General features: G+C 73.2%; 25 protein-coding genes. 12 read left to right on the top strand and 13 right to left on the bottom strand.

Going from position 1 to position 25572, the window contains the following annotated elements; genetic code table 11:
* Positions 1-488 precede the first annotated feature (488 nt).
* A complete protein-coding gene (locus ACWGL3_RS12695; protein WP_267947944.1) occupies positions 489-1283 on the bottom strand; it encodes an HAAS signaling domain-containing protein in 795 nt (264 codons plus the stop codon).
* A 165-nt stretch (positions 1284-1448) separates the two neighbouring features.
* Between ACWGL3_RS12695 and ACWGL3_RS12690 the strand changes: the two genes are divergently transcribed.
* The 5 genes from ACWGL3_RS12690 to ACWGL3_RS12670 all read left to right on the top strand — a co-directional run bounded on the left by ACWGL3_RS12690 (position 1449) and on the right by ACWGL3_RS12670 (position 7819).
* Complete coding sequence (locus ACWGL3_RS12690) at positions 1449-4010, top strand: helicase-associated domain-containing protein (RefSeq protein ID WP_452461291.1); 2562 nt, start codon at positions 1449-1451, stop codon at positions 4008-4010.
* A gap of 208 nt (positions 4011-4218) precedes the next feature.
* On the top strand, positions 4219-4746 hold the full coding sequence (locus ACWGL3_RS12685; RefSeq protein WP_452461290.1) for a hypothetical protein: 528 nt from the start codon (positions 4219-4221) through the stop codon (positions 4744-4746).
* Between the two features lie 134 nt (positions 4747-4880).
* On the top strand, positions 4881-5333 hold the full coding sequence (locus ACWGL3_RS12680; protein WP_346660233.1) for a hypothetical protein: 453 nt from the start codon (positions 4881-4883) through the stop codon (positions 5331-5333).
* A 142-nt stretch (positions 5334-5475) separates the two neighbouring features.
* The gene (locus ACWGL3_RS12675) at positions 5476-5937 is read left to right on the top strand and encodes a hypothetical protein (protein ID WP_267947941.1); all 462 of its coding nucleotides are present in this window, start codon (positions 5476-5478) and stop codon (positions 5935-5937) included.
* 235 nt (positions 5938-6172) lie between these two features.
* Entirely contained in the window at positions 6173-7819 is a 1647-nt protein-coding gene (locus ACWGL3_RS12670) for a DNA repair helicase XPB (RefSeq protein WP_267947940.1), read from the top strand.
* Positions 7820-7887: 68 nt separating this feature from the next.
* Here the strand turns inward: ACWGL3_RS12670 and ACWGL3_RS12665 are convergent, their stop codons facing one another.
* The 4 genes from ACWGL3_RS12665 to ACWGL3_RS12650 form a co-directional block, all read right to left on the bottom strand.
* Positions 7888-10266 carry an FtsX-like permease family protein gene (locus ACWGL3_RS12665; RefSeq protein ID WP_452461289.1) on the bottom strand — a complete coding sequence of 793 codons (2379 nt, stop codon included), beginning with the start codon at positions 10264-10266 and terminating at the stop codon, positions 7888-7890.
* Positions 10263-10991: an ABC transporter ATP-binding protein gene (locus ACWGL3_RS12660; protein WP_352986860.1), complete on the bottom strand. Its 729-nt coding sequence runs from the start codon at positions 10989-10991 to the stop codon at positions 10263-10265. The genes ACWGL3_RS12665 and ACWGL3_RS12660 overlap by 4 nt, the downstream gene beginning before the upstream one ends.
* The gene (locus ACWGL3_RS12655; protein ID WP_267947937.1) at positions 10988-11515 is read right to left on the bottom strand and encodes a PadR family transcriptional regulator; all 528 of its coding nucleotides are present in this window, start codon (positions 11513-11515) and stop codon (positions 10988-10990) included. Before ACWGL3_RS12655 ends, ACWGL3_RS12660 begins: the two co-directional genes overlap by 4 nt.
* A 354-nt stretch (positions 11516-11869) precedes the next feature.
* A complete protein-coding gene (locus ACWGL3_RS12650; RefSeq protein WP_267947936.1) occupies positions 11870-12106 on the bottom strand; it encodes a hypothetical protein in 237 nt (78 codons plus the stop codon).
* 246 nt (positions 12107-12352) lie between these two features.
* Here ACWGL3_RS12650 and ACWGL3_RS12645 point away from each other — a divergent pair, with 246 nt between their 5' ends.
* Positions 12353-13357 (top strand): R2-like ligand-binding oxidase, encoded by a 1005-nt coding sequence (locus tag ACWGL3_RS12645; RefSeq protein ID WP_267947935.1) that lies wholly within the window; start codon positions 12353-12355, stop codon positions 13355-13357.
* A gap of 46 nt (positions 13358-13403) precedes the next feature.
* Here the strand turns inward: ACWGL3_RS12645 and ACWGL3_RS12640 are convergent, their stop codons facing one another.
* From ACWGL3_RS12640 to ACWGL3_RS12620, 5 genes are all read right to left on the bottom strand, one after another.
* On the bottom strand, positions 13404-13583 hold the full coding sequence (locus tag ACWGL3_RS12640; RefSeq protein ID WP_267947934.1) for a BldC family transcriptional regulator: 180 nt from the start codon (positions 13581-13583) through the stop codon (positions 13404-13406).
* Positions 13580-14737, bottom strand: coding sequence for a methyltransferase domain-containing protein (locus ACWGL3_RS12635; protein ID WP_267947933.1), 1158 nt, complete (start codon positions 14735-14737; stop codon positions 13580-13582). The genes ACWGL3_RS12640 and ACWGL3_RS12635 overlap by 4 nt, the downstream gene beginning before the upstream one ends.
* A 95-nt stretch (positions 14738-14832) precedes the next feature.
* A complete protein-coding gene (locus tag ACWGL3_RS12630) occupies positions 14833-14973 on the bottom strand; it encodes a hypothetical protein (RefSeq protein WP_267947932.1) in 141 nt (46 codons plus the stop codon).
* A gap of 63 nt (positions 14974-15036) precedes the next feature.
* A complete protein-coding gene (locus ACWGL3_RS12625; RefSeq protein ID WP_267947931.1) occupies positions 15037-15405 on the bottom strand; it encodes a hypothetical protein in 369 nt (122 codons plus the stop codon).
* Positions 15402-15605, bottom strand: a complete 204-nt coding sequence (locus tag ACWGL3_RS12620; protein WP_452461288.1) for a hypothetical protein — start codon at positions 15603-15605, stop codon at positions 15402-15404. Before ACWGL3_RS12620 ends, ACWGL3_RS12625 begins: the two co-directional genes overlap by 4 nt.
* Before the next feature lie 192 nt (positions 15606-15797).
* Here ACWGL3_RS12620 and ACWGL3_RS12615 point away from each other — a divergent pair, with 192 nt between their 5' ends.
* The 3 genes from ACWGL3_RS12615 to ACWGL3_RS12605 all read left to right on the top strand — a co-directional run bounded on the left by ACWGL3_RS12615 (position 15798) and on the right by ACWGL3_RS12605 (position 17378).
* Positions 15798-16649 (top strand): helix-turn-helix domain-containing protein, encoded by an 852-nt coding sequence (locus tag ACWGL3_RS12615; protein WP_267947929.1) that lies wholly within the window; start codon positions 15798-15800, stop codon positions 16647-16649.
* A 33-nt stretch (positions 16650-16682) separates the two neighbouring features.
* Positions 16683-16850 (top strand): DUF397 domain-containing protein, encoded by a 168-nt coding sequence (locus ACWGL3_RS12610; RefSeq protein ID WP_267950229.1) that lies wholly within the window; start codon positions 16683-16685, stop codon positions 16848-16850.
* Between the two features lie 243 nt (positions 16851-17093).
* Positions 17094-17378: a DUF397 domain-containing protein gene (locus ACWGL3_RS12605; protein WP_267947928.1), complete on the top strand. Its 285-nt coding sequence runs from the start codon at positions 17094-17096 to the stop codon at positions 17376-17378.
* 48 nt (positions 17379-17426) lie between these two features.
* On the opposite strand, the gene ACWGL3_RS12600 is transcribed toward ACWGL3_RS12605, so the two are convergent.
* Positions 17427-18506 carry a zeta toxin family protein gene (locus ACWGL3_RS12600; protein ID WP_267947927.1) on the bottom strand — a complete coding sequence of 360 codons (1080 nt, stop codon included), beginning with the start codon at positions 18504-18506 and terminating at the stop codon, positions 17427-17429.
* A 120-nt stretch (positions 18507-18626) separates the two neighbouring features.
* Between ACWGL3_RS12600 and ACWGL3_RS12595 the strand changes: the two genes are divergently transcribed.
* From ACWGL3_RS12595 to ACWGL3_RS12585, 3 genes are all read left to right on the top strand, one after another.
* On the top strand, positions 18627-19058 hold the full coding sequence (locus tag ACWGL3_RS12595; protein ID WP_267947926.1) for an NUDIX hydrolase: 432 nt from the start codon (positions 18627-18629) through the stop codon (positions 19056-19058).
* A 117-nt stretch (positions 19059-19175) separates the two neighbouring features.
* Positions 19176-20924, top strand: coding sequence for an ABC transporter ATP-binding protein (locus ACWGL3_RS12590; protein WP_267947925.1), 1749 nt, complete (start codon positions 19176-19178; stop codon positions 20922-20924).
* Positions 20921-22735 carry an ABC transporter ATP-binding protein gene (locus ACWGL3_RS12585; protein WP_431061477.1) on the top strand — a complete coding sequence of 605 codons (1815 nt, stop codon included), beginning with the start codon at positions 20921-20923 and terminating at the stop codon, positions 22733-22735. Before ACWGL3_RS12590 ends, ACWGL3_RS12585 begins: the two co-directional genes overlap by 4 nt.
* An 18-nt stretch (positions 22736-22753) precedes the next feature.
* On the opposite strand, the gene ACWGL3_RS12580 is transcribed toward ACWGL3_RS12585, so the two are convergent.
* Positions 22754-23368, bottom strand: a complete 615-nt coding sequence (locus tag ACWGL3_RS12580) for a Uma2 family endonuclease (protein WP_267947924.1) — start codon at positions 23366-23368, stop codon at positions 22754-22756.
* Positions 23369-23593: 225 nt separating this feature from the next.
* Complete coding sequence (gene groL / locus ACWGL3_RS12575; protein ID WP_267947923.1) at positions 23594-25225, bottom strand: chaperonin GroEL; 1632 nt, start codon at positions 25223-25225, stop codon at positions 23594-23596.
* Positions 25226-25572 lie beyond the last annotated feature (347 nt).

Raw genomic sequence — 25572 nt, 5'->3', positions numbered from 1 at the left:
CGGGCTCCCGTGGTTTCCATGGGCTTACCAGGTTAGTGCGGAAGGGCATCCGGACGCGAGGGCATAATTCTCCGCCTCCGGGAGGCGGGAGGAACTCCCCACCGAACACGGAATGGCTCCCCGGGAACGGGAACGAGGCCCGGATACGGCTCACCCGGGCCTCGTGCGGTGCTGGCGGCCCCCACCGCTGGGTGCGGAGTGTGGGACGGGACTCGGCGGTGAAGCGGGCCGCCTCGACCGAAGTGGCGCCCGAACTGGCCGTCGGGCCACCGTTACCGATACGACCGCCGCGAAGCGAAAACGGCGGTGTAGTGACATGCCTACCCGAATCCGTGGTCCAGGACTCGTAGTAACGGGCGGACCGTAAAAGGTTATTCCCCAGCGTTTGCCAAGCAATGACCAGCCGGAACGGCGCGACCGCGTTCCCGTCCCGCTCCGGAGAACGCGGGAAGGGGCGACGGGGGCGAAAGCCCTCGGCGGCCGGGGCGTCATTCCCGGGCCCGGCGCTCCTCCGCGCCGGCGGAGCGGCGCGCCCTCGGGTACAGGTACACGACGCCCACCAGGGAGCCCACGGCGAGGCCGACGACGCCCGTGGCGGCCAGGGACTCCTGGACGTACTGGTCGACGAACTCGGCCTCCCCCGACCACAGGGCCATCCCGACGAGGCAGGCCGCCAGGGGCAGGCCGACGCCGACCCACTTGTCCACCGCGCTCCACACCTGGCTGAGCACGACGAGCACGGCGCCGAGCACCCACAGGTAGGCGAGGTTCAGGGACCACGGCACCGTGAGCAGCATCAGGCCCAGGGCGGCCGCCTCCGCGGGGTGCCGGCGCACCAGCGCCACGACGCCGGGCGGACCGCTCCGGCTCCCGGCGTTGCGGGCGGCGCGTTCCGCGCGGTCCGCGCGGCGGCCGGTGACGTGGATGTCCGTCTGGCGCGGGCCCTCCACGAGGGACATCAGCCCGCGGCTGGGGCCGCCCCGCCACGGCGGCGGCGGCCGGTCGGCGTGACGCGGCCTGGGCGGGATCAGCTCCGTGTCCTCGATGTCGAGGTCGCGTCCGGCGATCTCGCGTTCCACCAGGTCCTCCGGGCTGCCGAGGCCCCGGAGGATTCCCCGCACGGCCTCGGGGCCGTCGCCCTCCGCCGCCGCGCGGCGCGCGTCGATCCGCGAGCGGAGCTCCGCGAGGAAGGCGGTGCGCTCCCTCGCCGACATGCGACCGTGCAGGACCAGGCCGACCTCGGACAGATAGTCCAGTACCAGTTGTTCCGAGCGCTGGGTCATGACTCCAATATTGGCCGACAACGACCTGGCATTTAACCCCCCTTCCCAATTTCGGTCACCGAATCGTCTTCGGATACGGACTCACCCTCGGTGACGGGTGGTGACAAGGGGGAACCGCCGGGACTCACGCGAACACGGGACCCGGCATCGCTTAGCGTGGACCCGATGACCGAGAACGCAGCACCCGACGAGCACGTGCCCGGCGGGGGGAGCCCCGCGGCCCCCGCCCCGGGACGTCCCCCCACCTTCACCTCCTGGTTGCGCAGCCGGTCGGACGGGGAGCTCGCCGCCCTGCTGTCCGCCCGGCCCGACCTGGCACAGCCGGTCCCGTCCGACATCGGCGCGCTCGCGGCCCGCGCGACCAGCCGCAACGCGGTCCTGAGGGTCCTCGAACGCCTGGACCGGTTCACCCTCCAGGTGCTGGAGGCCGTCATCGCGCTCGGCGACGACCGGCTGTCCGAACCGGTGGGCGTCCAGACCGTGGACCTGGCCGGGGCGCTGGGCACGCTCCCCCTCCCCGGCGCGGCGGACGGCGGAGGGGCCTCCGGGTCCCAGGGGGGCGCGGCGGAGGACGGCCCCGCCGGGGACCCCCTCGCCGACGCCCTGGACACCCTGCTCGAACTGGCCCTGGTCTGGCCCGACAGGGGCAGGCTCCGCCCCGTCCAGGTGCTGCGCGACCTGATCCCCCACCCGGCACAGCTCGGACCTCCGGCGCGCGTGCTCCTCGCCGGCCTTCCGCACGGCGCCGCCGCGCGGCTCGCCCGCGACCTGGTCCCCGACAGCACCGCGCACACGCCCGTCGAGACGGTCGCGACGCTCCTGGCCGACCCCGGGCGCGTCCTGGGGCTCATCGGGCAGGTCGGCCCGCAGGCGCGCAGGCTGCTCGACGGCATGGCGTGGGGTCCCCCCAACGGGACCGTCTCCGACGCCCGCCGCGAGGTCACCCTCGCGGTCGCCTCCTCCCCGGTCGAGACGCTGATCGCCCGGGCGCTGCTCCTCCCCAGCGGGGACGACACCCTCACCCTGCCGCGCGAGGCCGCCCTCGCCCTCCGCTCGGGGCTGCTGTTCCGCGAGGTCACCACCGCGCCGCCGCCGTTCGAGGGCACCCCGAACCCCGGCGAGGCCGTCACCCGGGCCGCCGCCGGGCAGGCGTTCACGGTGCTGCGGGCGATCGAGGAACTGCTCGAACGCTGGTCGCAGGAGCCGGCCGCGGTGCTCCGCAACGGCGGCCTGGGGGTACGCGACCTCCGCCGCGCGGCCCAGGCGATGGACACCGACGAGACCACCGCCGCCCTGTTCGTGGAGGTCGCCCACGCCGCCGGGCTGCTCGGCGCCGACGACCGCGTCGAGGGCGAGTGGCTGCCCACCCGCGCCTACGACCTGTGGCGGGAGACCCCGCCCGAGCGCCGCTGGCTGCGGCTCGCCTCCGCCTGGCTGGACTCCGACCGGGTCGCCTCCCTCAACGGGTCGCGCGACTCCGGCGGCCGGGTGCGCAACGTGCTCGGGTCCGGGCTGGTCCGGCCCGCGGCCCCCCAGGCCCGCCGCGACCTGCTGGGCGAGATGGCCACCGCCCCGCCCGGGTTCGCCCCGCTGCCCGGGTCGCTGGCCTCGCGCCTGTCGTGGCGCCGCCCGCGCCGCCAGTCGCCGGTCTACGCCGAACTGGTGGAGATCGCCGCCGCGGAGGCCGCCGCGCTCGGGCTGACCGGGCGCGGCGCGCTGGCCGGGCACACCCGCCCCCTGCTGGAGGGGGAGGACGACGACGCAGCGAGGGTCCTCGCGGCGGAGATGCCGAAGCCGCTGGACTACGTGCTGGTGCAGGGCGACCTGACGGCGGTGGCCCCCGGCCCCCTCGTCACCGGTCTCGCCCGCGACCTCGCGCTGGTCGCGGACGTGGAGTCCACCGGCGGCGCCACCGTGTACCGCTTCACGGAGGAGTCCGTGCGCCGCGCCCTGGACGCGGGGCAGGGCGTCGCCGACATCACCGCCCTGCTCGAACGCCACTCGCGCACCCCCCTTCCGCAGGCGCTGCGCTACCTGGTGTCGGACGTGGGGCGCCGGCACGGGCGGCTGCGGGCCGGTTCGGCCTCCGGTTACCTGCGCTGCGACGAGCCCGCCCTGCTGGAGGAGCTGCTCGGGGACCGCCGGGCCCAGGACCTGGGACTGTTCCGGCTGGCCCCCACCGTGGTGGCGAGCCGCTCCAACCGGGCCGCGCTCCTGGAGCGGCTGCGCCAGCTCGGCTACCACCCGGTGCCCGAGAGCGGCGACGGGACCATGCGGCTGAGCCGTCCCGAGGCGCGGCGGTCCGACCCGGCGGACCTCCCGCCGCCGCCCGGGGGGTCGTTCCGGGACATGGCGCGCGCCGCCGTGCGGGCCGTGCGGGCCGGGGACGAGGCGTCCAACGCGGCGCGCACGCCGATCCCCCTTCCGGAGGACGGGCCTCCCGGGTCGAGGAACGCGGCGGTGCTGGAGGCGCTCACCCGGGCGGCGAAGGACGGCCGCCGGGTGTGGATCGGCTACACGGACACGGACGGACGGCAGGTGAGCCGGATCGTGGAGCCCTCAAGCGTGGACGGGGGCTTCCTCACCGCCTACGACGCCACGCGCGCGTCCGTGCACCGGTTCGCCGTGCACCGGGTGAACGCCGTCGCCGAGCTGGACGGGCCGGAGCCCGGCGGCGGGAACGGCGTCCCCGGCGGCGACCGGCGAGGGGCGGCGGGGCCGCACTAGGGTGTCCGGTGGGTGCCGCCCGTCGCGAGCGGCGTATCCGGTGCTTTCCCCGCGAGGCCGAAGAGGGAGTCAGGGTGGATTCCTGTCGACCGATGAGAACACCGCGAGGGGCGTGCCGGGGCGTCGCGCAGCGGGGTGGGTGCCCGCCGGGCACGCCCTCTAGTGTGGGTGCGAGCCGGTCCGCCCACCGACAGCGAGAGACACCCCCATGAGCGACACATCGCTGCCCCCCGGGGCATCGTCCCCCCGCGACCACGGACGCGACGACGACCGCGACGGCGGCCGCGACGGCGGCCGTGGGCGGAGCCGCGGGGCGGGGCGCCGGGACCCCCGTCGCGGCGGCGGTCCGGACGACCGCGCCGCCCGGGACCGCCCCCGCGCCGACGAACCGGACGGGCGGGAGGAGTGGGACGGGCGCGACGACGACCGCGAGGGGTCCCGGACGCCGCTCCCCGGCGGGGCCAACAGTTCGACGATGGCCCTGATCCTGCACGCGCTCACGTTCCTGTGCTGCGCGAACTGGCTGTTCGGGGTCGCCGGGATCGTGTTCGCGGTGCGCGCCGCCCACGCGCGCGACCGGGGCCGCCCCGTCCAGGCGGAGACGCTCACCCGCTACTCCTGGTACTGCCTGGGCGCCGCCGGGGTGATGTTCTTCGTGATGCTGGTGCTGACGTTCGTGATGTTCACCCAGGCGGGCTCGTGGATCCAGGGGATCGTCCCGGTGACCAACTACTGACCGGTGTTTGACGAACCGTGCCGCCGGGCGCCGGGTCCGCGCGCGGCGGGCTGGGTATGCGGCAGTATGGGACGGCCGCGAGGGCGGCTCGGCGACGACGGCCCCCGCGGCCGACGGGAGGCGGACGAGCGGTGATGAGCGGCCAGGGCGGACCCAAGGCCTTCTGGGAGCGCGAGCAGGGCTCCACGCTCGGCTCGGTGCGGCCCCCGGGGCCGGCGGGCCCTTCGCGTCCGGCGTCCGGCGGGCCGTTCGGCCACCGCCCCGGCCCCCGTCCCGGGGCCGGCCCCGGAGCCGGCCCCACGGGCCCCCCGGCCCGGCTGGGGGGAGCGGTCGCGGCCCTGGTGACGGCGCTGCTCAGCCTGGTGGTGCCCGTCCTGGGCCTGTACCTGGGCATGTGGTTCTTCCTCCTCGTGGCGAACCTGCCCGGCATCGGCTTCGGGGTCATGGCGGTCAGGCGCTACCCGGACGCGGCCGAGGTCGAGCGCCACCTCCGGTACGCGTGGGCGTGCAATTTCGCCTACGCCGCGCTGTCGGTGGTGTTCTTCATCCCGCTCATGCTCCTGGCGGTGGTGATCCTCAGCGTCTGACCGGGCCCGCAGGTACCGGCGGACCGGCCGCGCGAACCGGTTCCCGGCCCCCGGCGGCGGACCGGCCCCGAGCGCCGCCCTCCCCCTCCCCGCCGTCCCCGACGGCTCCCCCGTACACCGACACCTCCCGGAGGTCACGACCTTGAGCGAGAACTGGCAGTCCGGTCCCAACGACCCCTACGGCGACCCCTACGCCGGGCAGCCCCACCCGCAGGGCGACCCCTACGGCAGCCCCTATCCGCAGCCGCCCGGCGGCTACGGCGACCCAGCGGGGTACCCGCCGCCCCCGGACGGCTACGGCGGCCCCGCCGCCGGACACGCCCACGGCATGGAGCCGTACGCCGCCCCGTACCAGGAGGCCCCGCCCAGCCAGACGAGCGCCATCGCCGCCCTGGTGGTGTCGATCCTCCTCGTGGTGACCTGCTGCGGGTTCCTGGGCGTCATCGGCCTCGTGTTCTCGGCGCTCTCCCTCACGGAGAAGATCGACCGGGAGAAGGCGCGGCGGCACCTCCGCTACGCCTGGATCTCCAACGGGGTGATCCTGGCGATCATGGCCGTCCTCGCGTGCCTGATCGGCTTCGCCATCGCCACCTCCGAGACCTGACCGACCGCGCCGCGCGGGCCGCGCCGGTGCGGCGGACACGGCCACGCGGACCCGGGGCCCGGCCCGGGACTCCACGCCACCCGAACAGCGGCGGACGCGGGCGCGCGGACCCTGGAGGACGCCGTTCCGGCGGCCGGGAACGGGGCCGGGCGGGCATTTCGGCGGCAGGGCATGATCAGGGGCCCGGACGCGTTGCACCTGAGGCCGCCCCCGCCCCGCGAGATTGAAGGTCCGTGTGTCCTGCCTGATCGTCCAGTCCGACAAGACGCTCCTGCTCGAGGTCGACCACGAGCTCGCCGGCGAGTGCCGCCGAGCCATCGCGCCCTTCGCCGAACTGGAGCGCGCACCCGAGCACGTGCACACCTACCGGATCACTCCGCTGGCGCTGTGGAACTCGCGCGCCGCCGGACACGACGCCGAGCAGGTCGTGGACGCGCTGATCCGCTTCTCCAGGTTCCCGGTGCCGCACTCCCTGCTGGTGGACATCGCCGAGACCATGCAGCGCTACGGGCGCCTGCGCATCGTCGGTGACCCCGTGCGCGGGCTGGTCCTGGAGTCCTCGGACAGGGCCGTCCTGGAGGAGGTCGTCCGGGCCAAGAAGCTCAAGGGCATGCTCGGCGAGCGGCTGGGCGAGGACTCGGTGGCCGTGCACCCCAGCGAGCGCGGCAACCTCAAGCAGGCGCTGCTGAAGATCGGCTGGCCCGCCGAGGACCTGGCCGGGTACGTGGACGGCGAGGCCCACGCCATCGACCTGGACCAGGACGGCTGGGAGCTGCGCGGCTACCAGAAGGAGGCCGCGGAGAGCTTCCACGCGGGCGGCTCCGGCGTCGTCGTGCTGCCGTGCGGCGCGGGCAAGACCATCGTGGGCGCGGCGGCGATGGCGCTCACCGGGGCGACCACCCTCATCCTCGTGACGAACACCGTGTCGGTCCACCAGTGGAAGACGGAGCTGCTGCGGCGCACCTCCCTCACCGAGGACGAGATCGGCGAGTACTCGGGGACGCGCAAGGAGATCCGGCCGGTCACGATCGCGACCTACCAGGTGATGGCCGCCAGGCGCAAGGGCGTGTACACGCACCTGGAGCTGTTCGACGCCCGCGACTGGGGGCTCGTGGTCTACGACGAGGTCCACCTGCTGCCGGCGCCGATCTTCCGGATGACGGCGAGCCTCCAGGCCCGGCGCCGCCTGGGGCTCACCGCGACGCTGGTGCGGGAGGACGGCCGGGAGGGCGACGTGTTCTCGCTCATCGGCCCCAAGCGCTACGACGCCCCGTGGAAGGACATGGAGAACCAGGGGTGGATCGCCCCCGCGGACTGCGTGGAGGTCCGGGTGGACCTGTCGGAGTCCGAGCGCCTGGCCTACGCGACCGCCGAGCCCGAGGACCGCTACCGGTTCTGCGCCTCCTCCGAGACGAAGACCTCGGTGGTGCGGCAGATCGTGGAGCGCCACCCCGAGGAGCAGGTGCTGGTCATCGGCTCCTACATCGACCAGCTGGACGAGCTGGGCGCCTCCCTGGACGCCCCCGTGATCAAGGGCGAGACCAGGAACAAGGAGCGCGAGAGGCTGTTCGACGCCTTCCGCTCCGGCGAGCTGCGCACGCTGGTGGTCTCCAAGGTCGCGAACTTCTCCATCGACCTGCCCGAGGCGGGCGTGGCGGTGCAGGTGTCCGGCTCCTTCGGGTCCCGCCAGGAGGAGGCCCAGCGCCTGGGCCGGGTCCTGCGGCCCAAGACCGACGGCCGCGCCGCGCGCTTCTACGCGGTGGTCGCCAGGGACACCCTCGACCAGGACTACGCCGCGCACCGGCAGCGCTTCCTCGCCGAGCAGGGGTACGCGTACCGGATCACCGACGCGTCGGACCTGCTGTCCGGCGAGGAGATCTAGGGGCGGGCCCGGGCGGCGGGTCCCCGGTCCCCGTCACCGGGGACCCGCTGTGCCCGACCGGGACCCGCTCACTCCGAGCGCAGGCCCTCCGGGCGCATGGTCCGCAGCAGCGCGGGCACCGCGAGCAGGGTGGTCAGGGCCGCCACGCCCACGCCGGCGCCTGCGATGACGAGGGTCTCCACCGGGATGAAGCGCACGGGGAGCCCGGCCACCCTCTGGACCATGACCCCGAGGGCTGTCCCGACCGCCGTGGCCAGCACGATGCCCAGGAGCACGGGCAGCGTGGTCTGCCACACCACCGAGGCCACCAGAGTGCTCCGCCGGGTGCCGAACGCGGTGAGCACCGCGTGGACCCGCCGGCGCTCCCGGACCTGCTCGACCGTGCCCACCACCAGCCCGGCGGCGATCACCGTCAGGCAGGCCAGGGCTCCGGCCACGAGCGCGTCACGGATGTCGGCCATGGCCGGGTTGACCACGGTGGTGATCGGGACGGTCAGGCGCGAGGTCGGGTCCAGGGACCCGACGGTGTGCCTGAGCCCCTCCTCCATTCCGGAAACGGCCGGGTCGGCCCTGATCCAGACCGTGCTCCGGGCGGCGATCTCCGCGGGCGCCGCGGCGGCCTCCGGGGTCGCGAGGACGACGTCCCGCGCTGTGTGCCCCGTGGCGCTCCAGGGGTGTTCGACCAGCGCCCCCTCGAAACCGGAGACCGGGGGCAGCACCCAGGGGCTCTCCGTCGCGTCCTCCCTCGGGCGGACCATGAGGGTGTCGCCGGCTCCCAACCCGGGCAGCGCGCTGAAGACGTCCCCGGGGGAACAGGCGGGCAGGTCGGCCATCTGCCGCAGGACGTCGCAGTCGGCGATGTGGACCGGGACGTCGGTGCCGTCGCCGGTGGTGCCCCACACCGTACGGAAGGCCGCCGCCGCCTCCACACCGGGCACCCGCGCCACGGTCCCGGCGGGGTCGTCGTCGGCGGGGGGCATCCACAGCTCCGCCTGGACCTGGAACCGGGACGGACCGAACTCGTTCTCCGCGTACGCCTCCTGGGCGGTGTCCGCGAGCGTCACCGACGCATCGGCCCAGGCGTTCGCGAACAGGCTCTGCAGCGCGATGGCCCCCGCGACGGTCACCACGATGCCGCTGACCGCCCGGGTGGGCCCGCCGCCCGCCGCCGCCAGCCGGCGCTGGGCGAGCTGGAGCGCGAGGGGGCCGCCCGAGGCGCGTCGGAACAGCCGGTCCACCAGCCAGGGCAGCACGGCGGTCGTGCCGAACAGCGCGGCCAGGAGCCCGATCGCCGTCATCGGCAGCCCCCCGCCCCCGGGCAGGCCCAGGCGCCCGGCCGTCCGGAGGTCCATGCTCAGCCAGATCAGGACCACGCCGAGCACCAGGAGCAGCAGACGCCACCACACCCTGGGGCGCGGCCGTTCGGCGCGGCGCACGGTGCCGAGCGGTTCGACCACGACCCCGCGCAGGGAGGCGAGCACCACCCACAGGGCGAGCAGCGGGACCCCGGCGAACACCAGCGCGCCGAGCACGGGGTGCGGTGCCACGTCCCCGGCGTAGAGGCCGGGCCCCACCCCCACCGTCTCCACGATCGGACGCCCGGCGAGGAAGAGCACCGCCCCGAGCACCAGGCCGAGCCCGACACCGGGAAGGGTCTCGCCGGCCGCGACGCGCCGGACGGCGCGGCGATCGGCCCCCATGAGCCGTAGCGCGGCCAGACGGCGCTCACGCTGTTCACCGCCGAAGCGCACCGCCGCGCCGAGGAAGACCACGACGGGGGTGAGCATGACGACCACGCCCACCAGGCCGAGGAGCACGACGACCGGCCCCCGCACGACGGGGCCGGGCTCCCCGCCGAACCCGGTGATCCGGATGCCGGCGTTCTCCACGGCCAGGTCCGCGCTGCCGAGGTAGTAGGCCAGTTCGTGCGGTCCCAGGAGCCCTTCGGGGCCGATCTCCCCGACGACGGGGTGGTCGAACCGGCTCCGGAGGGCCTCTGTGCCCGGGGCGTCGAGCAGGTCGGCCAGCGCGGGGGAGAGGAGGAGCTCGCCCGGCCCGGGGATCTCGGTCACGCCGGGCGGGAGCGGGGGGTCGGACCCCTCGGCCCGGAGGAGCCGCCCGTGGACCTCCTGCCCCGCGTGGAGGGTGGTGGCGATGCCGATCAGCAGGGTGTCGTCGCCCGACGGGGGCACCGGGTGGGGGGCCACCTGGTGGTCCATGCGGGCCGCGTTCCGCTCGGCCAGGTGGTCCAGGGCGGTCGGCAGGCCGGCGGCCAGGAGCAGCCCGGCGGTGGCCACGCCGACCCCGATCGCCGTGAGGACGCTCCGGAGGACGACCTCACGGCCTCCGCGCAGGGCGAGCTGCGCGCCCAGCAGGAGTTCGCCGAGGGGGGACGGGCGGTCGCGTTCCGGGCCGGTTCCGGCGGGGGCTCGGTCTCGCGGGCTCATCCCGGACCTCCGGTGTCGAGGGTGCGGCCGTCCCGGCAGACGACCTCGCGGTCGGCGTAGGCGGCCACCCGGGCCTCGTGCGTCACCACGACCACGGCGGCCCCGGACTCCCGAGCCGCCTCGGTGAGCATGCGAATCACCCGTTCCCCGTTCAGGGAGTCGAGTGCGCCCGTGGGCTCGTCGGCGAACACCACCCGGGGGCGGGTGATGAGGGCGCGGGCGACCGCGACCCTCTGGCCCTGGCCGCCCGAGCACTCGCCGGGGGTCTTGTGCGCGAGTTCGCCCACGTCCAGCCGGTCCAGCCACTCGGCGGCGGCGTGCTCCGCCCGGCGGCGGGGCCGCCCGCCGAGCCGCAGGGGGAGCGCGACGTTCTCCAGGCAGGACAGTTCGGGGACGAGCTGGCCGAACTGGAACAGGAAGCCGAACTCCGAGCGGCGCAGCGCGCTGAGCCGGGTGTCCGAGGCGGCGACCAGGTCCTGTCCGTCGTACTCGATGGTCCCGGCGTCCGGCCGCACCACGCCGGCGAGGCAGTGCAGGAGGGTGGACTTCCCCGAGCCGGAGGGGCCCATGACGGCGACGACCTCGCCGGGGTACAGGTCGAGGGAGGCGTCCTCCAGTGCCTGGGTGAGGCCGAAGGACTTGCGCAGGCCGGAGCCGGTGAGCAGGGGGGTGCCGGGGGCCTCGGGGAGGCGGTCGGGGAGGGCGCGGGGGGCGGGTCGTCTCATCGGCCGCGCACCTCGTCGGCGAGGTCGTTCAGCCGGGCGGCGGTCAGTTCCAGCCACCGCAGGTCGGCTTCCAGGTGGAACAGGGCGTGGTCGCAGATGAGCTGGTCGGACAGGTCCCCGGCGGTCTTGCGGCGGGTGAGCTCGCGCATCAGGCGCAGGTGCTCGGCGCGCTGGACGTCGAGGATCCCGTCGGCCGGACGGCCGGTGAGCAGGGCGAGTACGACCTTGGTGTACAGGGTGCTCTGGAGGTAGGGCTCGGGGCTCTCCGGTGTGGCGAGCCACCGTTCGACGTCGGTGACCCCGGAGTCGGTCACGGTGTAGCGCTTGCGCTCGGGGCCCGCGCCGGCTTCGACCGCCTCCACCTCCACCAGCCCGTGCTTGAGCAGGCGGGAGAGGGTGGCGTACACCTGCCCGTAGGCGAGCGGCCGTTGGCCGGCGAAGCGCTCGTCGTAGGCCCGTTTGAGGTCGTATCCGTGCTGGGAGCGGGTTTCGAGCAGCCCCAGGAATGTCTGGCCGAGAGTCATGTCGGTGACTATACACGCCGCGTATACACGACGAGTATAGAGTGGTGGCCGCACAGGCCGACGGGAGCGGGCCGCACACCTACCCACCCCCCGACCTACCCCCCGACCTACCCCCCGACCTACCCCCCGACCTACCCCCCGATGATCTTGTACTTATAGACGTTCTCGACGCCGAACCTCGCTATAAGTACAAGATCACGGCAGAGGGGGGCGGGGGCGAGTGGGGCGGGGTGGGGACGCCGGGCCCGGTGCGTCCCCTCCGGGGACGGGAGCAGGGCGCGCCCTCTCCGGGCGCAACGGCGGAGGCGGAGCAGGGCGCGCCCTCTCCGGGCGCAGGGCCGGGGCCCGGGGCCGTCAGACGGAGGGCAGCCCGCCCATGACGTAGGTGCCCGCCGCGATGCCCCACGCCACCAGGGAGTAGCTGAGGGTGCGGGTGCGCAGGATCCGGTCCCCGCGGACGGACGGGGCGGTGAAGGCCGTGATGAGGAGTGCCATCCCGAGGAGTGCGGGGATGGCGGAGGCCAACGCGAAGAGCTGGGTCTGGGCGGCGCAGGCGGCGTAACCGGCGGTGCCGGGATCACCACAGAACACGTCGTCCCCCGATCGGATCGTTCAGTGCGGGCGGTACTCCCCGACCGTACCGTTTCGGCGGGGGGCGGCTCGCCGTGATGCCGACCGGGTCGCCGCTCGGAGAGGCGGCGTGCCGTACGGGAAGGCGAGGTGCCCTTCCGACCGAACCGAATTCGGTTATCGCCGCACGGATGCCGCTCAGCCCCTTTACACGGGAGCCTTCCGTGTCCAATCATGAGGGCAGTCCACCCCCCAGGAGGTCCTCCCGTGCCCGACGAGCCCGCCCCCGCCACCGGAACGCCGACCCCCGCCCCCTCCGGACACCGGACGGGGTTCCACACCCTCCGGAACGGCGGCCTGAACTGGGACTCCCTGCCCCTTCGGCTGTTCGCCAAGGGCAACGCCCGCTTCTGGAACCCGGCGGACATCGACCTCTCCCGGGACGCGGAGGACTGGCAGGGGCTCGGCGGTGAGGCCCGCGAGCGCATCCTCAGGCTGTGCGCGTTCTTCGTGGCGGGCGAGGAGGCCGTGACCGAGGACCTCCAGCCGTTCCTGCGCGCGATGGCGGCGGAGGGCCGGCTCGGCGACGAGATGTACCTGACCCAGTTCGCCTTCGAGGAGGCCAAGCACGTGCAGGCGTTCCGGCTGTGGCTGGACGCCCTCGGGGTGCACGAGGACCTGCACGGGTACGTGGACGACAACCCCGGCTACCGGGCGCTGTTCTACGAGGAACTGCCCGGTTCGCTGGAGGCGCTCCTGGAGGACCCCGGCCCGCGCAACCAGGTGCGGGCGTCGGTGACCTACAACCACGTCATCGAGGGCTCGCTCGCGCTCACGGGCTACTACGCCTGGAACCACGTGTGCACCGTCCGGAACCTGTTCCCGGGGATGCGGGAGATCGTGCGGCGGATCGGGGACGACGAGCGCCGCCACATGGCGTGGGGCACCTTCACGTGCCGCAGGCACGTCGCGGCCGACGACACCAACTGGGACGCGGTGCGGGAGCGGCTGGACGAGCTGCTGCCGCACGTGATGTCCACGGTGGAGCGGGGCGAGGAGTTCCCGGGGACTCCGGGGTCCCGGCGCTACGAGCTGCCGCCGGGCGAGCTGCTGAGGTACGCCGGCGACCGGGCGCTGCGGCGGCTCGGCGCGATCGAGTCCGCGCGCGGGGTGCCGCTGTCGCGGATCGACGTGGACGCCGCCCCGGAGGAGCTGGAGGAGAGGTTCGGCGAGGAGGACCGGCAGGCCATGGCCGGGCTGACCGGCGGGTAGGGACGCGGCGGCGTGCCCGGCCCCGGTAGGGGCCGGGCACGGGGGTTCACCGGTATCCGAGCAGTCGCCTGACCTCGCTCTCGCGGTAGCGCCGGTGGCCGCCCAGGGTCTTGACCGAGGTAAGGCGTCCGGTCCTGGCCCACTTGGCGACGGTCTTGGGGTCCACCCGGAACAGCCGCGCCACCTCGGCGGGGGTGAGCAGTTCCTCGAACTCGGTCGCGGTCACCGGGGCTCCCCGGGGCGGTGTGCGGTCCACAGGACGGCCTCCGGCTCGCGCAGCCACACGGACCGGCTCCCCCTCGCGTCGTCCACCGTCAGTCCGAACTCCGCGACGCCCGGCTCCCCCTGCTCGCGCCACCGGGTGAGCGCCTCCTCGAACTCGTCCACCAGGCGCCGGGGCCCTCCGCCCTGTTCCACCCGCCCGTCCGGGTGCAGCCGCGCCCACGCCCCGCAGCGGGTGGACACCACCCACATGAACAGGTCGGACGCGCCCGGCTCCCGGCCCATGCCGTGCGCCCAGTCGGGCACGAGCAGCGCCAGGAGGAGGCCGCCCTCGCCGTCGAGGAGGTAGCGGGGGTCCCCCTCCGCCCGGGTGGTGCGGTCGGGGACCGCGTCCGGGATCCGTCCACCGGGCCTGGTCTGGCCGCGCGCCCACATGAACGCGAGGCTCCCCTCGAAGCGGCCCTCGGCCGGAAGCCCCCCGCCGCGCTTCTCCAGGACCGCGAGCGCGCCGGACGGCGCGCCCGGGGTGGGCGCCCACGGGGTGACGAGCAGACCGCGCGGGTGGAGCTGGGCGAGCCAGCCGGACGGGACGTCCGCCACCTGGCACGTGGCGACGACCCGGTGGAACGCCGGAGCGCCGGACAGGCGGGCGTGCTCCGCGTCGGCGTGCACGGCCTCCGGCGCGTACCCGGCGGCGTGCAGCGCCGACCGGGCCGAGGCGGAGACGGCCGGGTCGATCTCCATCGTGGCCACGCGCTCGTCCCCGACCAGTTCGCACAGCAGCGCGGCGTTGAACCCTGTCCCCGTACCGATCTCCAGGACCGAGTGGGCGGGTTCGATCCGGGCGGCGGCGAGCATGCGCGCCATGATCGTCGGCGCGGAACTGGAGGAGGTGGGCAGGCCCATGCCGCCCTCCCGGCCCCCGTCGCGCTGGGTGGTGAGCGCCTGGTCGGTGTAGGCCGCGCGGAGCCAGGCGTCGGGGTCCTCTGCGCGGTCGTAGCGGGTGCGGTCCTCGCCCCACACCACGTCGGGCAGGAACTCGTGCCGGGGCACCCGGAGGAACAGCGACGCGATGTGCTCCGGGGCGCCGCCCGCGCGGAGCCGGTCGGCCAGGGACCGGGCGAGGGGGAGGTGGTCCCTATCAGGAGTGTTCCTCATCAGCGCACCTTCCCCGTGCCGCTGCAAATCGTCGCTGTGGTCGTACCTGTGATGGTCATTGTGGCTGTGGTCATGCTGACCTGCTCTCTGGTCGGTCACCCTCGGGTGACGGTGACGCTGTCGCCGCAGTGGCGGCACCGCATGGTCCGGATGTCGGGGTACCGCGGATCGGCCGGGTCCGCGATGTAGTCGTGCTGGCCGCTGGTGGTCTTCTCGCACCTGGTCCTGCCGTCCACGCCGTGCTCCTCGGGGGAGGTGTGGAGGGCGCGCCCCGGCCCCCGGTCGGGGCGCGCCCGGTCTCAGAGGAGGGGGACGGCGCGGATCGCCGCCGCCCACACCGCGCGAAGGCCCCTGGCCGGGACGCAAAGGTCACCGGACGGGTCGGGGTCGCCGGATCGGGCTGCGGGAACGCGGACGGCTGCCCCTGCGGCCCCCGGAGACGCGTCGGCGGGAAGGGTCTCCAGTGGAGACTGCCAGGTCAGCGGGTGCGGATGGGGGTCCGGTCCGGGGACGGTCACCACCCGGGTCACGGGTCCCCGGCGGGCCGCGTAGACCGCATGGCCCTGGAGGTCGGGGCCCAGGTAGGTGACGGCCGCCCCGTGGGCGGTGGCCCACGCGGTGAGCGCCGCCATGGTCGGAAGCTCGCGAAGGTCGCACACCCGGGTCATGCCAGGACCTCCAGTCGGCGGAGGCCGTCGAGCACCGCACCGAGGACGTCCAACGCCGGAACGGCGACGGGAACGCGGAAGGCGGACGGCTCGGGGACGTAGTGCCTGACGCGGGCCGCGCGCCGGGGCCGACGGGCCCTCATCGCCTCGGACGCGAGGTGGCGGACGGCGACGAGCACCGAGGGGTTCAGGTAGCGCACAGGGCAGCCTCCTGGGTCTGCGGCTGGTCAGGCCGCGTGAGTTCTGGTGCACCCATAGTGACGCCCCGCATCCAAATTTTCAATACAAAGCTTTGGATTGATGAGATGCTGCCTTCAAAAGTTTCGCGAAAGGGGTGATCTACCATCGGGACAGACCGACGAACCCGCAGGAAGAGCCGAGGAGCGCGCGCTGTGACGGATCGCTACAGCCCCACGATCAGGCGCCGCCGTCTCTCAGCCGAATTGAGACGTTTGCGCGAGGCCTCCCGCCTCACTGCCGAGCAGGTGGGAGACAAGCTCGGCTGGTCGCGCGGGAGGCTCACTAACATGGAGCTGAACAAGTGGAAGCGGCCAGACCCGGTGATCATCCGGGCTCTTGCCACCCTCTACCAGGCACCACCAGACGTCACCGAGGGGCTGGTCCTGCTCGCCCGGCAGTCCCGCGAAAAGGGCTGGTGGACCCGCTACGGCGATGTATTCACCGATGCCTACGTGGGGTTCGAGGCAGAGGCGTCCGCTGTGAGCACGTATCAGACCATGGTGATACCGGGTCTACTTCAGACCCAGGAGTATGCTGCGGCATCGACACGGAGCGGCCGCTCTCGGTCGCCGGAGATCATCGATCGCGTCGTCCAGGCTCGACTCGTTCGCCAAGAGATTCTCGACCAGGATGAGCCGCCGAAGGTGTGGTGTGTGCTGGATGAGAGTGTTCTGCTGCGCCCGGCTGGCGACAGACAGGTTATGCGCGACCAGATCGCCAAGCTCATGCACCTCATCGAGACAGCGGACCACATCAAAATCCAGCTGCTCCCGCTTGAAGTGGGACTGCACCCTGGAATCGCGGGAAGCTTCACCATCCTGGACTTCACGAATCCGCTGGACCCCTCCATCGCCTATATCGAGACACGTACCGACGGCCTCTACCTCGAGGATGATGACGAGGTCCAGGTGTATCGGGGTGCCTGGGACGAAATCCGGGTGATGGCCCTTCACCCAGATGCGAGCGCTGACCGTATGGGTCAGATCATCAAGAAGTACGAGTAGGAAGCCAACGTGTACCAGAACCAGAACGACCAGATGACCTTCCGCAAGTCGTCCTACAGCGCAACCGCGAACGAGTGCGTGGAGATCGCTGACCTACCCGACGGCGCCGCTGTCCGGGACACCCAGAATCGTGGACTCGGGCACATCGCTTTCGGCGGCCAGGAGTGGCAGGCCTTCCTGAGCACTTTGCTCCAGAAGTAGCTGTAGACGACGAGAGGCCCCGGTGACCAAACCGGGGCCTCTTCGTGTACCAGAACGCTGCAACTCTACCCCCCATGCTCCGAAGCTCGGTAGGACTCGAAGTGGGTCACCACTGAGCCTCACACCAACGAAGCCAACCCAGCTATCCAGCCAGAGCCCACTCCCCCGCGACGGGCCCCAGCTCGCCGGTCCCTGACCGCATCTGGCCACCGACACCACCACGTCAGCGGGTACATCCCGGAGATGAGCGAACTCCCGCCCCTCAGGTCCGGTTCCAACGAAGCCACCCCGCAGAAGCTCGTGGACGTTGCCTTCCACAAGTCCAGCTACAGCGACCGCAACAACTGCGTAGAGGTCGCCTTCCGTAAGAGCAGCTACTCCGGTGCCCGCGACCAGAACTGCGTCGAGGTCGCAGACGTGCACGGCGCGAGCCTGGTCCGCGACACCCAGAACAGGGAACTCGGCCATCTCTCCTTCCCGTCCTCCGAATGGCGGGCGCTGCTCGGCACCGCCCGGCGCGAGGAGTAGCCGCACGCGCGCAAGCCCTCCCTCGGCCGGGCGAGGGCTTGCGCGCGTTCACCCCTCTGCGTCGCGCCAGAGGTCGCGCCGGCCGCGCTCGGCCTCCAGGGCGATGCGTCCGAAGGGCTCGGTGCGCCAGTCGCCGTCCCTCAGATGGTTCGCGTAGAGCACGTCGCCGTCCCGGGAGAGCACGTAGAGGGAGTCCGCGAGCCGGTGGGTCTCCAGGAACTCCACCGTGTTGGGCACGCCCAGGTAGAAGCGGTCGTGGTGCGCCTCCGACATGACCCGGCCGAAACCCTGGTGGGCGCGGGCCCGCGCGAGACGGTCGGCGAGCGCGAAGCGGCTGTTGGAGGAGTGGGTGGCCACGAACGCCACCTCGACCCGGTACCCGGCCTCGCGGAACCCCTCCACCCAGGAGGCCGCCCAGTCGGCGCGGCCGAGGGGGTGGCTGCACACGACGTCCGACCGCCCCGACCGCACGTGCTCCAGGGCGAGCCCGTGCAGACCGGCGACCTGGCGTGCGAGGGAGTCCGAGGCAACCGCGTCGTCGGCGGCCATCGCCCACTCGTAGTCGGGCGCGAGCCTCAGCAGGTCGTCGCCGTCGTAGCTGACGGTGCCCTCCGGCAGAGCGGGCAGGAGCAGGCGTTGCAGGGTGGACTTGCCCGCCCCCGGCTGGCCGCCGAGGAGCAGCAGCCGAGGGTGCTCCCGCGCGCCACCCGTGAGGCGGTCGCGCAGGGCCAGGTCGAACAGCGCGCCCAGGTCCGCGTCGTCCATGACGCGTCCGGGGTCCCGGGGCGTGGCCCCGTCGGGGACCGGCACGGGCTCGGCGCGCAGCGCGGCGAGCACGGCGGGCAGTTCCGCGTTGACGGCGTCGATTTCGTCCGGGGAGAGGAACGGCAGGCGCGCCTCCTCCGCCAGGAGCGCGGCCGCCCGCTCCCTGAGTTCGGGCCGGGTGTCCGCGCGGCTCAGGCAGGCCCCGACGGCCGCGCTGTACAGGTTGTACGCCTGTTCGCGGGCCTCCCTGTGGGCGTCGGACTGCGGAGGGATCCCGCCGCCTGCGGCGATCTCCGCGAGGAGGGGCCCGGCGATCGCTCCTGCGGTCCCCGCCGGGGCCGTTCCCCGGGTCCGCGTCTCCATGCCGTCCGTCCTTCCCGGGCCCCGGGGCCCGCTGCCGTCCGCCGCTGACTGGATGCTAGTGCGTCAGGTCACCCCCGGGGCACGGGTTCGGCGGTTCCCTCCCCGTCCTACAGTGGGCCCATGACCTCGACTCCGCCGGCGCAGCCCGGCACCCCCGCCGTGATCGACGCCCTGGCCTGGGTGCATGTGAAGGACGGACGCCTGCTGTGCGTCCGTACCGAGGGCGTCGACCGGTTCTACCTCCCGGGCGGCAAGCGCGAGCCCGGCGAGAGCGACGAGGAGGCCGTGGCGCGCGAGACCGACGAGGAGGTCGGCGTGGTGCTCCGCCCCGGAACCTTCCGCCTCGTCACCGTCATCGACGAACTGGCCTACGACAAGGCGCCGGGGACGCGGGTGCGGCTTTCCTGCTACTCCGCCGAGCACGACGGCGAGCCGACCGCCGACAACGAGATCGCGGAACTGGCGTGGATCGGCTTCGCCGAGCGCGAGCGGTGCGCCCCGGCGGTGCGCCGCCTGGTGGAGCTGCTGCACGCGGAGGGCTCCGTCAGGTGACCCCGGCGGGCGCGGGCGCCCGGCGATGACACCCCTCCCGAACAGGCACGATACCCCTGGCCCGTCCCGGAAAAATGAGTGGACCCGCCCCGGTTCTCTGGTTACAGTCCGAGAACTGTGCGCGTACTTCCTCAGCCTCCGGGCATTCCCGACCACCGTTCGGCCAACCGCTTCCTGCTGTGGCTCGCCCGATCGGAGTGGCGCCCGCTCGCGTGGGCGGGGGGCGTGGACAGCGCCTACAGGCTCTGCGGCGTCCTCATGTCCGCGGCGGTCGGCGCCACCCTGGACTCCGGCGTGGTGGAGGGCGACCCGCGGTCGCTGCTCCTCTGGTTCGGCGTCCTCACCGGCCTGACCCTGCTGAGCACGGCACTGGTGCCGGTCGGCGTCCGGGCGATGGCGTTCAACTGGTACTCGTCCGCGTACCGCACCGTGCAGGTCGTCATCGCGCGGTCGGTCGCCCTGGGCCCCACCCTCACCCGGCGGCTCCCGTCCGGCGAGGTGGTCGCGGTCGGCACGGACGACATCGACCGGGTGGGCGACTTCTACGAGGACTCCGCGCTCGTCCCCGCGTCGGTGGTGACGATCGGCGCGGTGAGCGTCCTCATGCTGTCGTCGCACGTCACGTTCGGCCTGATCGTGCTCGTCGCGGTGCCGGTCATGGTAGTCGGCATGGTGCCGCTGCTGCGCCCGTTCTCCCGGCGCCAGGAGCACCACCGCACCAGGCAGGCCGAGCTGACCACGCGGGCCACCGACCTGGTCTCCGGGCTGCGGGTCCTGCGGGGCGTGGGCGGGGAGCGCACCGTCGGCGACCGCTACCGCGAGGAGTCCCAGCGCGTGCGCGCCGCCGGCGTGCGGGTGGGGTGGATGGACGCCGCCCTCCAGGCCGTCCGCGAGCTGTATCCGGGACTGCTGCTGGTGGGCATCGTCTGGTACGGCGCCCGCCTGGCCCTGGCCGGGGACATCACCGTGGGCCAGCTCGTCGCGTTCTACGGATACACGGGCAACCTGGCCGTGGCGATCCGGTACCTGATGCACGCCTCCTCCCTGTTCATCTCCGCCCGGGTGGCGGCGGACCACGTGGTCCGCGTGCTCTCCCTGGAGCACGACCACCCCGACCCCGAGCACCCCGCCGATCCCCCGGCCGCCCCGTGCGACCTGCGCGACCCCGCCAGCGGGGTCGTGGTGGCCGCCGGGCGCACCACCGGCGTGGTGTGCTCCGACGCGGCCGGGGCGACCGCCCTGGCCGAGCGCCTGGGCCGGTACCGCGAGGACGAGGGGGACGGTGCGGACACCCTGCTCGTCGAAACGGCGACCGGCCGCGAGGTGCGCCTGCGCGACCTGCCGCTGCGCGACGTGCGCCGCCGCGTGCTGGTCGCGTCCAACAGCGCCCACCTGTTCTCCGGAAGGCTCCGCGAGGAGCTGTCCCCGGACGAGGGGCTGTCCGACGACCGCCTCGCGGCGGTGGTCCGGGCCGCGTACGCCGACGACGTCGTACGGCAGTCCCCGGCGGGGTTCGACGCGCTCCTCACCGAGCGCGGGCGCGAGTACTCCGGCGGCCAGCAGCAGCGGCTCCGGCTGGCGAGGGCGTTCGGCCTGGACCCCGAGATCCTGGTCCTGGTCGAACCCGCCTCCGCCGTGGACGCCCACTCCGAGGCGGCCATCGGCGCACGGCTGGCCGCCGAGCGGAAGGGGCGCACCACCGCCCTGATCACCACCAGCCCCCTCCTGCTCGACCACACCGACCACGTGCTGTTCGTGGACGGCGGGCGCGTCGTAGCCGAGGGCTCCCACCGGGACCTGCTCGCGAGCGCCCCCGGCTACGCCGACACCGTCCTGCGCACCGTCTCCACGAGTGGGAAGCCATGACCCGGACCACCGAACACGTCCTCCCCCGTACCGACGACCCCGAGCTCCCGATGCCGGCGGAGACCGCCGCCCTGCCCGTGGCGCCCGTGTCCATGGTCTGGACACGCCTGCGCCGGGCCGGTCGCGACCACGGCGGGCGGCTGCTCGCCGTCGTGGCCCTGTACGGGATGGCGGCGCTGGCCGCGCTCGTCGCCCCGTGGGTGCTCGGCATGGTCATCGACGCGGTCCGCGGCGGGGCCGACCCCGGCCGGATCGACCTGCTGGCCGTGGTGATCGTCGTCGGCCTGCTGTTCCACGCCGGGTTCACGCTCGTGTCGGTGGCGCAGTCGATCCGCTTCGGGGAGGGGGTGCTGGCCGAGCTGCGCGAGGAGTTCGTGCGCGCGGTCCTGCGCCTGCCGCTCGGAACGGTGGAGAGGGCCGGGACCGGCGACCTGGTGGCCAGGTCGGGCCGCGACATCGGGCACCTGAGCCACACCGTGCGCCACTCGGTGCCGGTGATGGCGGTGAGCACGGTGACGGTGGCCGTCATCGTCACCGCGATCGGCCTGCTGCACCCCGCGCTGCTCCTGGCCTGGGCGCCGACCCTGCTGATCATCTGGGTGTCCACCCGCTGGTACGCCCGCCGCGCCCCCGACGGCTACATCCGGGAGCTGGCGACCTACTCCGACCTGACGCAGAGCGTCACGGACACCGTCGAGGGGGCACACACCCTGGAGGCGCTGGGACGCCAGCTCCGCCAGACCGCGCGGGCCGACGCCAAGATCCGCCGCGCCTACCGGGCAGAGCGGTACACGCTGTGGCTGCGGTGCGTGTGGTACCCGCCGCTGGAGTTCGCCTACCTGTTCGCGACCGCGTGCACGTTCCTGGTCGCGGGGTACCTGCACGCGAACGGCATGCTGACCGTCGGCCAGATCGCCACGGCCGTGTTCCTGTCCGTGCAGATGACCCGGCCAGTGGAACAGCTGGTGGACCAGGTGGACAGCCTGATGATGGGCTTCACGAGCCTGCGCCGCCTGCTGGGCGTGCGGCTCGCCGAGGAGCGGCCGGGGGTCTCCGAGGCGGACGCGGACCACGTGCCCGGAACGGTGGAGGTGCGCGGCGCGCGGTTCGGCTACACCGACACCGAGGTCCTGCACGGGGTGGACCTGGTCCTGCGCCCCGGCGAGCGCCTGGCGGTGGTCGGGCCGAGCGGCGCGGGCAAGTCGACCCTCGGCAAGCTGATCGCGGGCGTGCACGCGCCGACCTCCGGGAGCGTGCGCGTCGGCGGGGTGGACATGGCGGGGCTGTCACCGGAGCTGCGGCGCGAGCGGGCGATCCTGCTGAGCCAGGAGAGCCACGTGTTCCGCGGCACCGTGGCCGAGAACCTGGCGCTGGCCCTGGACGCCGCCGAGGTGGACCGGGACCGGCTGTGGGAGGCCCTGGCCGCCGTGGACGCCGACGCCTGGGTCCGGTCGCTGCCGGACGGGCTGGACACGCGGGTGGGGTCGGGCGACCTCACGTTGGACCCGGCCCACGTGCAGCAGCTCGCGCTGGCCCGGGTGGTGCTGGCCGACCCGGAGGTGCTGGTGCTGGACGAGGCGACGTCGCTGATGGACCCGGGTTCGGCCCGCCACCTGGAGAGGTCCCTGGCCGGTGTGCTGTCCGGGCGGACGGTGGTGGCGATCGCGCACCGGCTCCACACGGCGCACGACGCCGACCGGATCGCCGTGGTGGAGGACGGCCGCGTCAGCGAGCTGGGCAGCCACGACGAGCTGCTGGCCCGCGGGGGCTCGTACGCCGACCTGTGGCGCGCCTGGCACGGGGCCGTCTGAGCGCTTCAGGCGTCGCCCTCAGGACGGCCACTGGTCGGGACGGGGGAACCTGGAGGTGTCGATCTCCAGGCCGAAGGGCTCCGGCAGGCCGATCTTCTCGCCGAACTCCACGGTCGTGGCGTGGTTGTACCGGCCGTTGCCGGGCTGCTCGTAGAGGGTGACCGACGGGCCCATGTCGTCCCAGGCGTCGATCAGCAGGTAGAGCGGGACCGGGGCGTGGGCGTAGCCCCACAGCTTCTTCCTGCGGTCGACGTCCATGCTGCTCCTGGACACGATCTCGACCACCAGTTCGGCCTCCTCCGCCGGGCAGGGGCTCACGGACGGATCGAGGACGACGGACTCGGGCATGACCACCAGGTCCGGCACGTACAACCGCTCGACGACCGGAAGCTGGATGCCGAGGGTCTGGTACACATCCCAGTCGTCCGGGATGACATTGCCGAGAGCACGGTTCACCCGGACCGCGATGTAGTTGTGTGGGTCGGAAGGGGGGGCCACGAGCACGACTCCGTTGTCATCGATGATCTCGGCCCGCCAGCCGTCGGGCACATCCAGCTCTCGCCAGGTGCGCAGCACGTAGTCCCATCGCGACAACCCCACCGCCGGGGCGGCTTCCGTCATGGCCAGACTCATCTCGCTCGCACCTCCGGACAGGAAGCGTAACGCTCCGTACCCCCGTCCGCCCGATACTTCGCAGAATAGCCACGGCCCCCTCCGAAGGACAGTCCCCGTGCCCGGCACCCCTCGAGCCGGAGGCACCGGCACCGGCCCCGGGAACGGCGAAACCGGGCGGCCCCGAAGGGCCGCCCGGTCGTCGCGGGCGAGGTCGCGTACCGGACCCCAGAACTCCAGGAGGTCCTAGAAGTCCATGCCTCCCATGCCACCGGTCGGGTCGCCGGCGGGAGCCGACGCCTTCTCCGGCTTCTCGGCGATGACGGCCTCGGTGGTCAGGAACAGACCGGCGATGGAGGCCGCGTTCTGCAGGGCGGAGCGGGTGACCTTGGTCGGGTCGATGACGCCGTCCTTGAACAGGTCGGTGTACTCACCGGTGGCGGCGTTGAGGCCGAAACCGGGCTCCAGGTTGCGGACCTTCTCCGCCACGACGCCGCCCTCGAGGCCGGCGTTGATGGCGATCTGCTTCAGCGGCTCCGCGATGGCGCGACGCACGATGTCGGCGCCGATCGCCTCGTCGCCCTCGAGGTCGAGCTTGGCGAACGCCGGGACGCTGGCCTGCAGCAGCGCGACGCCACCGCCGGGCAGGATGCCCTCCTCGACCGCGGCCTTGGCGTTGCGGACGGCGTCCTCGATGCGGTGCTTGCGCTCCTTGAGCTCCACCTCGGTCGCGGCGCCGGCCTTGATGACGGCCACGCCGCCGGCCAGGCGGGCGAGACGCTCCTGGAGCTTCTCGCGGTCGTAGTCGGAGTCGGTGCGCTCGATCTCGTTGCGGATCTCGTTCACGCGACCGGCGATCGCGGTGGCGTCACCGGCGCCGTCCACGATGGTGGTCTCGTCCTTGGTGACGACGACCTTGCGGGCACGGCCGAGCATGTCGAGCTCGGTGTTCTCCAGCTTGAGGCCGACCTCCTCGGTGATGACCTGGCCGCCGGTCAGCACGGCGATGTCGCCGAGCTGGGCCTTGCGGCGGTCACCGAAGCCCGGAGCCTTGACGGCGACGGACTTGAAGGTGCCGCGGATCTTGTTGACGATCAGCGTCTGGAGGGCGCCGCCCTCCAGGTCCTCGGCGATGACGACGAGCGGACGACCGGCCTGGAGGACCTTCTCGACGACCGGCAGGAACTCGTTGTTGTTCGAGATCTTGGAGTTGACGATGAGGATGTAGGGGTCCTCGAGGACCGTCTCCATGCGCTCGAGGTCGGTGGCGAAGTAGGGCGAGATGTAGCCCTTGTCGAAGCGCATGCCCTCGGCGAGCTCCAGCTCGAGCCCGAAGGTCTGCCCCTCCTCGACGGTGATGACGCCTTCCTTGCCGACCTTGTCCATCGCCTCGGCGATGGTCTCGCCGATCTGGGTGTCGCCGGCGGAGATCGAGGCGGTGGAGGCGATCTGCTCCTTGGTCTCGATGTCCTTGGAGAGGTTGCCGAGCTCCTCGTTGATGCGAGAGACGGCGGCCTCGATGCCGCGCTTGAGGCTGATCGGGTTGGCGCCGGCGGCGACGTTGCGCAGCCCCTCGCGGACGAGGGCCTGGGCGAGCACGGTGGCGGTGGTGGTGCCGTCACCCGCGACGTCGTCGGTCTTCTTGGCGACCTCCTTGACCAGCTCGGCCCCGATCTTCTCCCAGGGGTCCTCGAGCTCGATCTCCTTGGCGATGGAGACACCGTCGTTGGTGATCGTGGGGGCGCCCCACTTCTTCTCCAGAACGACGTTGCGGCCCTTCGGGCCGAGCGTGACCTTGACGGCGTCCGCGAGCTGGTTCATGCCGCGCTCGAGGCCGCGACGGGCCTCCTCGTCGAACGCGATCAGTTTGGCTGCCATTGGATTCTTGTCCTCCCGTGACCGGGCTGATACGCGATGGGACGAGGCATGCGCCCGCGACGGACGACCGGAGCGCTCCGACAACCCTGCTGTCGGGAGCCACGGTCTCGCAGCCTCGATCCGGTTAGCACTCAAGGAAGGCGAGTGCTAACCAGGTCCCTTTTTAGCACTCGACCATGGAGAGTGCAAACGATGTGGTCACGATTTCCCCTCCCCTCCTACCAGCATCTACCTGCACATACACCCCGTGATGAGCGGTTTTCCGCGCTCAGCGGACAGGCTCCGGCACCCTCCGTGCCTGCGCGAACGGCCCGCTCCGGCCCGGGGCCCGGTGCAGGCCCCGGGCC

It is taken from the genome of Nocardiopsis sp. NPDC055824 (assembly GCF_053616335.1).
This window is presented reverse-complemented; position numbering and strand designations above follow the sequence as displayed.

Bases quoted from the DNA above. Each gene is read 5' to 3' on its own strand.
- ACWGL3_RS12695 (WP_267947944.1), bottom strand. From the start codon at position 1,283: ATGACCCAGCGCTCGGAACAACTGGTACTGGACTATCTGTCCGAGGTC.
- ACWGL3_RS12690 (WP_452461291.1), top strand. From the start codon at position 1,449: ATGACCGAGAACGCAGCACCCGACGAGCACGTGCCCGGCGGGGGGAGC.
- ACWGL3_RS12685 (WP_452461290.1), top strand. From the start codon at position 4,219: ATGAGCGACACATCGCTGCCCCCCGGGGCATCGTCCCCCCGCGACCAC.
- ACWGL3_RS12680 (WP_346660233.1), top strand. From the start codon at position 4,881: ATGAGCGGCCAGGGCGGACCCAAGGCCTTCTGGGAGCGCGAGCAGGGC.
- ACWGL3_RS12665 (WP_452461289.1), bottom strand. From the start codon at position 10,266: ATGAGCCCGCGAGACCGAGCCCCCGCCGGAACCGGCCCGGAACGCGAC.
- ACWGL3_RS12660 (WP_352986860.1), bottom strand. From the start codon at position 10,991: ATGAGACGACCCGCCCCCCGCGCCCTCCCCGACCGCCTCCCCGAGGCC.
- ACWGL3_RS12655 (WP_267947937.1), bottom strand. From the start codon at position 11,515: ATGACTCTCGGCCAGACATTCCTGGGGCTGCTCGAAACCCGCTCCCAG.
- ACWGL3_RS12635 (WP_267947933.1), bottom strand. From the start codon at position 14,737: ATGAGGAACACTCCTGATAGGGACCACCTCCCCCTCGCCCGGTCCCTG.
- ACWGL3_RS12625 (WP_267947931.1), bottom strand. From the start codon at position 15,405: ATGACCCGGGTGTGCGACCTTCGCGAGCTTCCGACCATGGCGGCGCTC.
- ACWGL3_RS12610 (WP_267950229.1), top strand. From the start codon at position 16,683: ATGACCTTCCGCAAGTCGTCCTACAGCGCAACCGCGAACGAGTGCGTG.
- ACWGL3_RS12605 (WP_267947928.1), top strand. From the start codon at position 17,094: ATGAGCGAACTCCCGCCCCTCAGGTCCGGTTCCAACGAAGCCACCCCG.
- ACWGL3_RS12600 (WP_267947927.1), bottom strand. From the start codon at position 18,506: ATGGAGACGCGGACCCGGGGAACGGCCCCGGCGGGGACCGCAGGAGCG.
- ACWGL3_RS12595 (WP_267947926.1), top strand. From the start codon at position 18,627: ATGACCTCGACTCCGCCGGCGCAGCCCGGCACCCCCGCCGTGATCGAC.
- ACWGL3_RS12585 (WP_431061477.1), top strand. From the start codon at position 20,921: ATGACCCGGACCACCGAACACGTCCTCCCCCGTACCGACGACCCCGAG.
- ACWGL3_RS12580 (WP_267947924.1), bottom strand. From the start codon at position 23,368: ATGAGTCTGGCCATGACGGAAGCCGCCCCGGCGGTGGGGTTGTCGCGA.
- groL (WP_267947923.1), bottom strand. From the start codon at position 25,225: ATGGCAGCCAAACTGATCGCGTTCGACGAGGAGGCCCGTCGCGGCCTC.